Genomic DNA, 11,312 nt, shown 5'->3' with positions numbered 1-11,312 from the left:
CAGTAGCGTGGGTCTATAACTATCGTATGGACCAAACAGCCGCTTTTAACGCCCTAGTAAGAGCCTACCATAGCGATTTATATCGCTATGCGTATTGGCTCAGCCACGACGCCGCTATTGCCGAAGACTGTGTGCAAGAGACGTTTGTGCGCGCCTGGAGAAATTGGCAGCAACTCCGCGACCAAAGCAAAGTCAAGGCATGGTTGCTAACGATTTTGCGCCGTGAACACGCACGTATCTATCAGCGTCAACCGCAGGCGGAACACCTTGATGTTGATGAGATGACGTTTCCAGCGCCAGAGCCCCACGATGATACTCAAGTTCAACAGCTACGCAGCCTAATTGCACAGCTTCCACTAGAGTACCGCGAGCCATTGCTGATGCAGCTAGTGGTTGGGTTATCAGGTGAGCAAATTGGCGAGGTGTTAGGTTTAGAGAAAAATGCCGTGATGGTGCGCTTACATCGAGCAAGAGAGAAGTTAAAGCAAATGGCAAATGTACAGTTTCCAGCATCGCAACAGGAGTCGTCATGAATGATTTAGCCAAACGTCGAGCACAACGTTCACAATGGCAAGCCGATGACGAACGCCAATTGCAACAAGCGCTTCATATCGAGGTGCCAGAGCAGTTAGCTGACCGTATTATGGTCAAAGTTGCCGTGTCGCAGAAGCGCAGTCAATTTCCCGCTTGGATGGGCATTGCTGCGGCGCTATTAATGACTGTCGGCAGCTATTTTGGTTTGCAATACCAAGGCCCAGGGGTACCACTGACCGCGCACGAAGCGATGAATCATCTATTCCATGAAAAGGCTGCGCTGCAGGCCAGCGTCATTCCCTTATCAGGAGCCCAATTAAGCGAACGCTCGGACAATCTCGGTGCAGATTGGGTAAAACAGCTCGGTAGCGTAGTGTTCGCGGAAGATTGTCGCGTATTCATGCGCAAATCGGTACACCTCATCATTGCTACTCCAGAGGGTAAAATCACCTTGCTTTACAGCTTTGGGAATCCGTTAGACGACAACGCCGAGCAGCATTTTCAACAGCAAGGTTTTTACGGCAGAATCTATCGCACGCCGTCGGCACAGTGGGCGCTGATAGCCGCAAACCCCAGCGCGTTAAAACACCACAGTCGCGAAATCAATCAGCTGTTAGCGAGCCGTTAAAGGCCATCCCAAACGCACAAAAAAGCCCGCAATAAAAGCGGGCTTTTGCTTACCTCTGGCGCTTAGCTTATTGCTTAACTGCCTTTAAGCTACGACTGATATCAGCCTCAGCTTTTAGCTGCTCAATCAGTGCTGCCAAGGTCACTTGTGCCTTACGATTTTGTAAGCGCGGAGCAATGGAGTCCAGTGCAGAATCTTCTACTTGACCTTTCTGCCAATCCGTCAATTGCACCACCGCAGCATCACCATTATTTAGCTTGATAGCTTGGGTTTGCTGTGGCGCTAACGTAAACAAGGTTTGTACCACTTGCCGCGGCGCTTGTTGATGAGTCCGCATGATGCTCTCTAATGGCTTCACTTCTGCTGCAGGAACATCGCCTGACGCCAATACATCTGCCCATTTTTGTGCTTGTGCTAAGGCCATGTCTTGCGCCTTTTGCTGGACTAATGTTTGACGAATTTGCGCGCTAACCGTGGCAAAGTCTTTTACCCGCTTAGGCTGGTGATCCGTTACACGAACCACGAGCGCTTTATCATCAGCGGTGGTAATGACATCACTGTTTAACTGCTCGTCAATCAGCTCTGGCGCAAAGATTTTATTCATCACTGCTTGGTCAGACAATACCGTCGGCGCTGAATCACGAGTGAACCAATCGGTGTTTTTTACTTCTACACCAATGGCTTCAGCCGCCGGCTCAAGCGTATCAGGTTGTTCGAAACTGATTTCCGCCAATTGCTGCTGCTTGTTGAAGAACAGCTCGTCGGCTTTATCTTCTTTCAACTGTTGAACAATATCATCACGCACTTCTTCAAGCGGTTTGATGTTGCTTTCGCGAACGTCAGTAAGTTTGATGATGTGATAACCAAATGACGTTTCAACAATACCTGACACATCGCCACTATTATTCAGCGCAAATACCGCTGAATCAAAGTCTTTATCCATCACTCCAGGCTCAATCCAACCAAGATCACCACCCTGCTCTGCAGAGAAAGTATCGGTTGAATATTGCTTGGCAACGGCGGCGAAATCTTCACCTTGTTGTAATGCTTGTTGCGCCTGCTCGATTTTTTGCCGCGCGGCGTCTTTATCGTCGCCATACTCGACTAAAATGTGCGATACACGGCGTTCTTCAGCACTGCCATACTGCGCTTTATTGGCCTCGTAAAATGCTTTCACTTCATCATCACTGACGTTAACTTGGTTCATTAAGTCAGCTTTTGAAAGCTCTACGAAAGCCACTTTCATTTGCTCTGGAGCGTAAAACTGCTCGCTATTTTCATCGTAGTAGGTCTGCAATTCTTCGTCAGTGACTTCGACTTGCGACGTGTACAACGCGCTTTGCGCGACAATATAGCGACCACTGCGAGTTTCGTTCTGTAAACTGTAGTACGCTGCTTGTTCTGGTTTCAGCGAAAATTCGGTGGCTGCAACGCCCTGCATAACCTGTTGCTGAAGCATTTGTTCACGTACCAAGCTGGCAAAACTTTCAGGCGTAAAACCCACGTTGCGCAACGCCATCAGGTACATATCGTTATTGAATGAACCTGCGGTTTTGAACTGGGGCATTGAACGAATGGCTTGTTTTACTTGTTGGTCAGAAACGCGCAATCCTAATTCGTCAGCGAACTGTTGCAATAACGCTTTTTCAATCAAGTTTTCTAACACGTTCTGGCGCATTTGGTTCATATAACCAGAATCAGAGATAATAGCCTCGTACATGTCGCCAAACTGCTGCTTTAAGCGGTCTCGCTCATTTTGATAGGCGCGGTCAAAATCTTGTTGGAGAATTTTTTCACCGTTTACCTTAGCAACCACAACTTCCGAGTTACCGGTAATGTAGCTACCAACCCCCGCCAATGCGAAGGTCAAAATAATCAGTACTAAGATGGCTTTAACGATCACACTTTGTGACCCTTCTCGTATCTTCTCCATCATAACGAGGCTTTCCTCACTCTACTCGTAAAAGAAGTCGGTATTATATCTAGTTGGCAGAAAATCGCACCCATTCAACAAAAAAATAACCCGAGGTCGATGCCTCGGGTTAGTGTTGTTATTTTACCTAAACAGTGTGCTTAGGTGGCGGAGTGGACGGGACTCGAACCCGCGACCCCCGGCGTGACAGGCCGGTATTCTAACCAGCTGAACTACCACTCCTAAATTAACAAAGGCGCTATCGCGCCCTTATTAGTTTACTGCGTCTTTCAGTGCTTTACCTGCTTTGAAAGAAGGTACTTTTGCCGCAGCGATTTGGATTGTTTGACCAGTTTGTGGGTTACGACCAGTACGCGCAGAACGTTCACGAACGCTAAACGTACCGAAACCAACTAATGCCACTTGATCGCCACTTTTCAGTGCGCCAGTCACTGCATCAATCATCGAGTCCAGAGCACGACCAGCAGCAGCCTTTGAAATGTCCGCACCTGCCGCAATTTTGTCAATAAGCTGAGACTTGTTCACAGTATCATCCCCTTTAGATTGTTATTATCAAGTTTCCGTGGTTCCATTCGGAATTAAATGGGCCAGCGGTGGTTATAACAAGCTTGATCGTAATGTTCAAGCATCGTTGTTTAAGGACTTTTCCTTAACAAGTTGTTGCCCCATACACCACAGAGGCACCATCACTTTCATTCTTAGGCTACCACAGTCTGTGACGTTGAAAACCCTTTTTTCGCATTTTTTTAACGAAAGAATGCGGCTTTGCGACGAGTAACAGGCGCAAAAGCCGCATTCTGTGGTTTTCACTACGACAAAAGTATTAATTTTTTGCGCTTGGATCGCTTTCTAACGCAACTTTTAACACTTCATCAATCCATTGCACTGGCTGGATGGTTAAATCCTTTTTCACATTGTCAGCGATCTCTTTAAGGTCGCGTTCATTGTCTTTCGGAATTAACACATGCTTAATGCCACCGCGGTGCGCCGCAAGTAGCTTTTCTTTCAGCCCACCAATGGCCAGTACTTCGCCGCGCAGAGTGATCTCACCGGTCATCGCCACATCTGAACGCACAGGTGTATTGGTTAATGACGACACCATAGCGGTTACCATAGCAATACCTGCGCTGGGCCCGTCTTTCGGCGTGGCGCCCTCTGGTACGTGGATGTGGATATCGCGCTTTTCATGGAAGTCATCCGCAATACCTAGCTTATCGGCACGGCTGCGTACCACCGTCAATGCGGTTTGAATAGACTCTTGCATGACATCGCCAAGCGAGCCGGTACTAGTGACCTTGCCCTTACCCGCGACGTTGGTTGCCTCGATCGTTAGCAAATCGCCACCCACTTCGGTCCACGCCAAACCGGTAACTTGGCCGATTTGGTTTTTCTCTTCCGCTTTACCGTAGTCGAAACGCTGTACGCCAAGGAAGTCGCCAAGGTTATCGCCATTCACCTGCACTTGCTTGATGGATTTATCGAGCAAAATAGTTTTCACCGCTTTACGGCATAGGCGCGATAGTTCCCGCTCTAAGTTACGCACACCGGCTTCTCGCGTGTAGTAGCGAATAATACCGATAATAGCGCTGTCTTCGATGGCCAATTCGCCTTTCTTCAAACCATTCCGTTCAATTTGCTTCGGTAATAAATGGCGCTTCGCAATATTCAACTTTTCATCTTCGGTGTAACCCGACAGCCGAATCACTTCCATCCGATCCAATAGCGGCCCTGGAATATTCATGCTGTTAGAGGTCGCTACGAACATGACATCCGATAAGTCGTAGTCGACTTCCATGTAATGGTCATTAAAGTGGCTGTTTTGCTCAGGGTCCAACACCTCCAGTAATGCAGAAGCTGGGTCACCGCGCATATCAGAAGAAATTTTGTCAATTTCATCCAATAAGAACAGTGGGTTCTTCACCCCAACTTTCGACATTTTCTGGATCAACTTACCGGGCATTGAGCCAATGTACGTTCTGCGGTGACCACGAATTTCCGCTTCGTCGCGAACGCCACCCAACGCCATGCGAACATATTTACGCCCCGTTGCTTTCGCTATAGATTGACCCAACGAGGTTTTACCTACCCCAGGAGGGCCCACTAAGCAAAGAATGGCGCCACGCACTTTGGTGGTACGTTGCTGTACCGCAAGGTATTCAATAATGCGCTCTTTGACTTTCTCTAAACCATAATGGTCAGCATCGAGGATCTTCTCAGCGCCGGCGAGATCTTTCTTGATCCGCGAACGCTTTTTCCACGGCACGGCGACCATCCAATCGATGTAACCGCGAACCACTGTCGCTTCGGCAGACATAGGCGACATCATTTTTAGTTTGTTCAGTTCAGCTTCAACTTTCTTGCGAGCTTCCGCTGGCATTTGTGCTTCATCAATTTTTTTCTGCAGCGCTTCGAATTCATCGACGCCATCTTCGCCCTCGCCGAGTTCCTTTTGAATCGCTTTCATTTGCTCGTTCAAGTAGTACTCGCGCTGGCTTTTCTCCATCTGCTTTTTAACGCGGCTACGAATGCGTTTCTCCACTTGCAGAATGTCTATCTCACCTTCCATCAGCGCCATCAGATATTCGATCCGTTCACGCACATCGGTGATTTCCAATACATGCTGCTTATCAGCCAGTTTTAATGGCATATGCGCGGCCATAGTATCGGCTAAGCGATCGCAGTCTTCGATGCCCGATAAAGAGGTCAGTACTTCCGGCGGGATTTTCTTGTTCAGTTTAACGTAGCCTTCAAACTGGTTCATTGCTGAACGCACCATCACTTCCTCTTCTTTTTCTGGAAGCTCTTCTGATGCTAAGTAATGGACCGTTGCCTGAAAGTACTCGTCGCCCTCGTTGAATTCGTCAATCTGCGCACGTTGCAACCCTTCCACCAGCACTTTCACCGTACCGTCTGGCAGCTTCAACAGTTGCAAAATGGTCGCCACAGCACCAATGTCGTAGATATCGTCGCGTTCAGGGTCATCAACAGAAGCATCCTTCTGTGCGGTTAAAAACACTTGTTTTTCCGCTTCCATCGCTGCTTCTAGACAACGAATAGACTTTTCTCGTCCGACAAATAAAGGGATCACCATGTGCGGATAAACCACCACATCCCGTAACGGCAGAACTGGAATACTCACGCGTTCTGTACGTTCTTCGCTCATATGTTTCTCCTGACCCAAGTTTATTCTTTTAATATGCGGTCATTGTCGTAAAGTTCAATCAAAAACATAAAAAAAGGGCCAAACAGGCCCTTTTTGCACATTTTTCGCACAAACGTCACTCTCCCGACGCTTGTTTTTCGGTATTTTTATCCTGCGAATTTTCATACACCAGCAGTGGTTCCGATTCACCACGAATGACGGCATCATCGACAACCACTTTCGATACCCCTTCGATAGAAGGCAGATCGTACATAGTGCCTAGCAACACAGCTTCTACGATTGAACGTAAACCCCGAGCACCGGTTTTACGCTGCATGGCTTTCTGCGCAATGGCGCGCAACGCGTCTTCACGGAACTCCAATTCAACATCTTCCATTTCGAATAACGCTGCATATTGCTTAGTTAACGCGTTCTTCGGTTCGCGTAGAATCTGTACTAAGGCGTCCTCATCCAGCTCATCTAACGTCGCAACCACCGGCAGACGACCGATGAATTCTGGAATCAAGCCATAGCGCACCAAATCTTCTGGCTCGACTTGACGAATCACATCGCTGGACTGTTGCTGATTTTTACTCTTCACTTCAGCGCCAAAGCCAATACCGGTTCCGGTTGCCAAGCGCTGCTCGATCACTTTCTCTAAACCCGCGAATGCGCCGCCGCAAATGAACAGGATTTTCGAAGTGTCGACTTGTAAAAACTCTTGCTGCGGATGCTTCCGCCCACCTTGTGGTGGAACCGAGGCGATGGTGCCTTCAATCAGTTTCAATAACGCTTGCTGAACCCCTTCACCACTCACATCCCGAGTGATTGATGGGTTGTCCGATTTGCGTGAGATTTTATCGATCTCATCAATATAGACGATACCGCGCTGCGCTTTTTCAACGTCGTAGTCGCACTTTTGCAACAGTTTCTGGATGATGTTTTCAACATCCTCGCCAACGTAACCCGCTTCGGTTAACGTAGTGGCATCCGCCATAGTGAACGGCACATCCAGATATCGTGCCATGGTCTCAGCCAGGAAGGTTTTACCCGACCCAGTAGGACCAATGAGCAAAATGTTACTTTTACCGAGTTCGACATCATCTTTGCCTTGCTTCTGGGCATTGCGCAGACGTTTATAGTGATTATATACCGCTACTGCCAACACCTTTTTCGCACGGTCTTGACCAATAACGTAATCATCTAAATGGCGACGAATTTCTTGCGGAACCGGTAACGCATCTTCACCCGCTTTTGGAGCGATATCCTGAATTTCTTCTTCCAGAATATCGTTACAGAGCTCAACGCATTCGTCACAAATGAATACCGACGGGCCGGCAATCAGTTTTTTCACTTCATGCTGACTTTTACCACAAAAGGTGCAGTACAACGGTTTATCACCTTCACCTTGGGTTTTATCTGTCATGACTTTCTCCTCGCCTACCGTAGCGCTTAGGCTTCTTCACCGCGTTGTGACAGAATACCGTCAACCAAACCATACTCGACTGCTTCTTCAGCGGCTAAGAAATGGTCTCGGTCAGTGTCTTTCGCCACTTTCTCATAATCTTGGCCAGTGTTCTCAGCTAACATACGGTTCAAGCGCTCTTTCAGATCCAAGATTTGCTTCGCGTGGATCTCGAAGTCAGACGCTTGCCCTTGGAAGCCGCCGAGTGGTTGGTGAATCATCACTCGCGAATTCGGTAAGCAATAACGTTTACCCTTCGCGCCACCCGCTAATAGGAACGCACCCATGCTTGCCGCTTGCCCCATGCACACGGTACTGACGTCCGGTTTGATAAAGCGCATGGTGTCGTAAATTGCCATACCTGCAGTGACCACACCGCCAGGGGAGTTGATATACAAGTAGATGTCTTTGTCAGGATTATCCGACTCTAAAAATAATAACTGCGCGACGATCAAGTTCGCCATGTGGTCTTCAACCTGACCACAGCAGAAAATCACGCGCTCTTTTAGAAGGCGCGAATAAATGTCGTATGAACGTTCGCCCTTAGATGTCTGCTCGACAACCATCGGAACTAATTGTGCGATCGGGTCGTGATTCATCTCACTCATTTATGACTAACTCCTGAAATAAAAATGGCTCGCATGCGAACATACGAGCCATTAAACCAAGTCGCGAGCGACCCCGTCAACGATTATTACTGTTGTTGCGGGTTCATGATGTCGTCAAAAGAAGCTTTTTTCTCTTTCACTTTTGCTTCTTTCAAAATCAAATCAACCGCTTGCTCTTCAAGCGCTACGTTACGCACTTGCTGCATGGTTTCTTCGTTTGACTTGTAGTAGTCGATCACTTCTTGCGGATCTTCATAAGCTGAAGCCGCAGTTGCAATGATCTCATCGACTTTTTGATCATCTGCTTTCAATTCATTGCTACGAATCACTTCGCCCAACAACAAACCGACTTTAACGCGCTCTTTTGCTTGATCTTCGAACAACTCAGCAGGAAGCTCTGGCATACCTTGCTGGTTGCCACCAAAACGCTGCATAGCCTGACGACGAAGTTGATCAATTTCTTGCTCAACCATCGCTTTCGGTAATTCAACGTCGTTAGTTTCTACCAAGCCTTTCAGCACTTGTTCTTTAACTTTGCTCTTAACCGCGTTTTTCAGTTCGCGTTCCATATTTTTGCGAACTTCTGCTTTCAACGCGTCAACACCGCCGTCTTTCACACCGAACATGGCCACGAACTCCTCGTCCATTTCTGGCAACTTGCGCTCTTCAACCTTGTTCGCCGTAATCACGAACTGTGCCGCTTTACCTTTCAAGTTTTCCGCGTGATAGTCTTCTGGGAAGGTGACTTCAATGGTCTTCTCTTCGCCCGTTTTGATACCAATCACTTGGTCTTCAAAACCTGGAATCATACGGCCTTCACCCAGCTCTAAAGCGAAGTCGTTGGCTTTTCCGCCTTCGAATTCTTCACCGTCGATAGAGCCAACGAAGTTCATCGTTACGCGATCGCCTTTCTTCGACTTACGCTTAACTTCTTTCCAGTCTGCGTGCTGTTTGCGCAACGTTTCAAGCATGTTGTCGACATCTTTGTCGGTCACTTCCACGGCGGGCTTCTCAACAGTCACTTTGCTCAAGTCTTTCAACGTGACGTCTGGGTACACTTCGAAAGTCGCAGTAAACGTTAAATCTTTACCTGCTTCGTTAACTTCAGGCTCAATGCTTGGCGCGCCAGCAGGGTTTAACTTTTCCTGCATTACCGCTTCAAAGTACTTGCTTTGCATCAATCCAGACGCTGCGCGAGAACGTGCTTCGCGGCCGAAAAGCTTCTGCAGTACATGCGGAGGCACTTTGCCTTTGCGGAAGCCATTCACGCGACGGTTACGATACTCGTCTTTCAGTAAACGTTTGACTTCGCTATCAATTGTGTCTGCTGGAACAGTGATCGTCATACGACGTTCCAGACCTTGTGTAGTCTCTACAGAAACCTGCATTGCTTAGTTACCTCGGTTTCGATCAATCTCAGTCGCGCCATCGTAGGCCGCGACGACGTTTAGCCTAAAAAATGACGACGCATTATAGCGAGGCGGTCGCTGAGAGTCGAGAGACAGCCCAAACTTTTTCCGCCAGCGCCGATTTGCTCAGCATTTTTCCGCATTCAGACGGCGCTTTATGGCACAATAATCGACTGTAAGAGAGGGGCAAAGGAATCACTATGACTGCAGTGGCTACCGCGAAAATTGAGTTGGCTTGTCGACGCTGGCTGGAAGATTGGGTTATCGGCCACAATTTGTGCCCGTTTGCCAAGCAACCGCTAGTGGCGGGACGTGTGAGTTTTAGCGTCGTTAGCACAGAAAGTAATGACTGGCTGAGCCAATTCATCGATTGGCTGCTATTTTTAGCCGAACACCCCGCCATCGAAACCGCGCTTTACATTGCCCCAGAGCTCGACGATTTCGAACAGTATTTAGGCGTGGTGGAGCAATTCGAACAAGTCTTAGACCTCGGTGGCTGGCGTGGCCAATTTCAGCTTGCAACCTTTCACCCGGAGTATCTCTTCGCCGATACCGAGGAAGATGATCCAAGCCACTTCACTAATCGCTCGCCCTATCCGATGTTTCATCTATTGCGGGAACAATCACTGACTGAGGCATTAGCAACCTATCGGCACCCAGAGCGGATCCCGGAACGTAACATCGAAAAGATGCAACAACTGGGCGCCGAGCACTGTGCCCGCGCCCTTAAAAACTATAAAACCGACTAACCGCCAAGTTTTCGGAGTGCATCAAGGATCGCCGGGAGTTGGTCGGGCGGACCTCCGGCCATATTCTCGCTATCGGCCACTTCCGCTTCAACTGCATCCAAACGCCACTGTTCCAATACCTGAATTTTTTCGGCATCGGTCAGATTGGCGTCTTTTAATACGGCATCGGGGTTAGCATATACATCCGCAGGATTCTTCAGTGCTTTTGATAAGCTCATGCGTGCCTCCTTAACCACTAAAACTATTGGTTAATGTAGCAGAAAACCGCCAATTCTTGCAGTAAAGCGGGTAAACTGATGTGTAATGGTCGGCGAGACTGGATTCGAACCAGCGACCCCTTGGACCCAAACCAAGTGCGCTACCAAACTGCGCTACTCGCCGAAACTAGGAATGACTTCTGAAGAAAAGATGGGGTGGATGATGGGACTTGAACCCACGACAACCGGAATCACAATCCGGGGCTCTACCAACTGAGCTACACCCACCACTGATAGACTTTTACTTGTAAGGCGCGTTTAACTGGCGCACCCGGCAGGATTCGAACCTGCGACCGACGGCTTAGAAGGCCGTTGCTCTATCCAGCTGAGCTACGGGCGCAATCGAACCTCAACAGCGTACTCAGGAAGTGGTCGGCGAGACTGGATTCGAACCAGCGACCCCTTGGACCCAAACCAAGTGCGCTACCAAACTGCGCTACTCGCCGACATCCCTGAAAGCCGTGTCGTTGGCGGATTCAAACAATATGCTGCCGCCTGACAACGGGGGCGAATATTACCGTTTGCCTTGGTGATCGTCAAACCTTTTTTTTGCAAAAAGGCGTGTTTGCTCATTTTTGCGACAAACT

10 protein-coding genes and 5 tRNA genes are annotated in these 11,312 nt (G+C 48.5%); 3 read left to right on the top strand and 12 right to left on the bottom strand.

Annotation, left to right across the window (positions count from 1 at the left end):
• Positions 1–26: 26 nt before the first annotated feature.
• Entirely contained in the window at positions 27–533 is a 507-nt protein-coding gene (locus tag CWI84_RS04880) for a sigma-70 family RNA polymerase sigma factor (protein ID WP_126841462.1), read from the top strand.
• Positions 530–1,162, top strand: a complete 633-nt coding sequence (locus tag CWI84_RS04875) for a DUF3379 family protein (protein WP_126841461.1) — start codon at positions 530–532, stop codon at positions 1,160–1,162. The genes CWI84_RS04880 and CWI84_RS04875 overlap by 4 nt, the downstream gene beginning before the upstream one ends.
• A gap of 67 nt (positions 1,163–1,229) precedes the next feature.
• Here CWI84_RS04875 and ppiD read toward each other — a convergent pair whose 3' ends face one another.
• From ppiD to tig, 7 genes are all read right to left on the bottom strand, one after another.
• The gene (ppiD, locus tag CWI84_RS04870) at positions 1,230–3,098 is read right to left on the bottom strand and encodes a peptidylprolyl isomerase (RefSeq protein WP_126841460.1); all 1,869 of its coding nucleotides are present in this window, start codon (positions 3,096–3,098) and stop codon (positions 1,230–1,232) included.
• Between the two features lie 142 nt (positions 3,099–3,240).
• A tRNA-Asp gene (locus CWI84_RS04865) sits at positions 3,241–3,317 on the bottom strand.
• A gap of 30 nt (positions 3,318–3,347) precedes the next feature.
• On the bottom strand, positions 3,348–3,620 hold the full coding sequence (hupB, locus tag CWI84_RS04860) for a nucleoid-associated protein HU-beta (RefSeq protein ID WP_126841459.1): 273 nt from the start codon (positions 3,618–3,620) through the stop codon (positions 3,348–3,350).
• A gap of 298 nt (positions 3,621–3,918) precedes the next feature.
• A complete protein-coding gene (gene lon, locus CWI84_RS04855) occupies positions 3,919–6,258 on the bottom strand; it encodes an endopeptidase La (RefSeq protein WP_126841458.1) in 2,340 nt (779 codons plus the stop codon).
• Between the two features lie 115 nt (positions 6,259–6,373).
• The gene (clpX, locus tag CWI84_RS04850) at positions 6,374–7,663 is read right to left on the bottom strand and encodes an ATP-dependent protease ATP-binding subunit ClpX (protein ID WP_126841457.1); all 1,290 of its coding nucleotides are present in this window, start codon (positions 7,661–7,663) and stop codon (positions 6,374–6,376) included.
• 26 nt (positions 7,664–7,689) lie between these two features.
• Positions 7,690–8,310 carry an ATP-dependent Clp endopeptidase proteolytic subunit ClpP gene (clpP, locus tag CWI84_RS04845; protein WP_126841456.1) on the bottom strand — a complete coding sequence of 207 codons (621 nt, stop codon included), beginning with the start codon at positions 8,308–8,310 and terminating at the stop codon, positions 7,690–7,692.
• A gap of 86 nt (positions 8,311–8,396) precedes the next feature.
• A complete protein-coding gene (tig, locus tag CWI84_RS04840) occupies positions 8,397–9,698 on the bottom strand; it encodes a trigger factor (RefSeq protein ID WP_126841455.1) in 1,302 nt (433 codons plus the stop codon).
• A 221-nt stretch (positions 9,699–9,919) separates the two neighbouring features.
• On the opposite strand from tig, the gene CWI84_RS04835 reads away from it, so the two are divergent.
• Complete coding sequence (locus tag CWI84_RS04835) at positions 9,920–10,468, top strand: DUF1415 domain-containing protein (protein WP_126841454.1); 549 nt, start codon at positions 9,920–9,922, stop codon at positions 10,466–10,468.
• Here CWI84_RS04835 and CWI84_RS04830 read toward each other — a convergent pair.
• The 5 genes from CWI84_RS04830 to CWI84_RS04810 form a co-directional block, all read right to left on the bottom strand.
• The gene (locus tag CWI84_RS04830) at positions 10,465–10,686 is read right to left on the bottom strand and encodes a hypothetical protein (RefSeq protein WP_126841453.1); all 222 of its coding nucleotides are present in this window, start codon (positions 10,684–10,686) and stop codon (positions 10,465–10,467) included. The genes CWI84_RS04835 and CWI84_RS04830 overlap by 4 nt on opposite strands.
• A gap of 86 nt (positions 10,687–10,772) precedes the next feature.
• Positions 10,773–10,849, bottom strand: a tRNA-Pro gene (locus CWI84_RS04825).
• Positions 10,850–10,877: 28 nt separating this feature from the next.
• Positions 10,878–10,953: transfer RNA gene (locus CWI84_RS04820), tRNA-His, on the bottom strand.
• Positions 10,954–10,988: 35 nt separating this feature from the next.
• Positions 10,989–11,065, bottom strand: a tRNA-Arg gene (locus CWI84_RS04815).
• A gap of 29 nt (positions 11,066–11,094) precedes the next feature.
• A tRNA-Pro gene (locus CWI84_RS04810) sits at positions 11,095–11,171 on the bottom strand.
• Between the last annotated feature and the right edge of the window lie 141 nt (positions 11,172–11,312).

It is taken from the genome of Idiomarina tyrosinivorans, assembly GCF_003987475.1.
Classification (GTDB): domain Bacteria; phylum Pseudomonadota; class Gammaproteobacteria; order Enterobacterales; family Alteromonadaceae; genus Idiomarina; species Idiomarina tyrosinivorans.
This window is presented reverse-complemented; position numbering and strand designations above follow the sequence as displayed.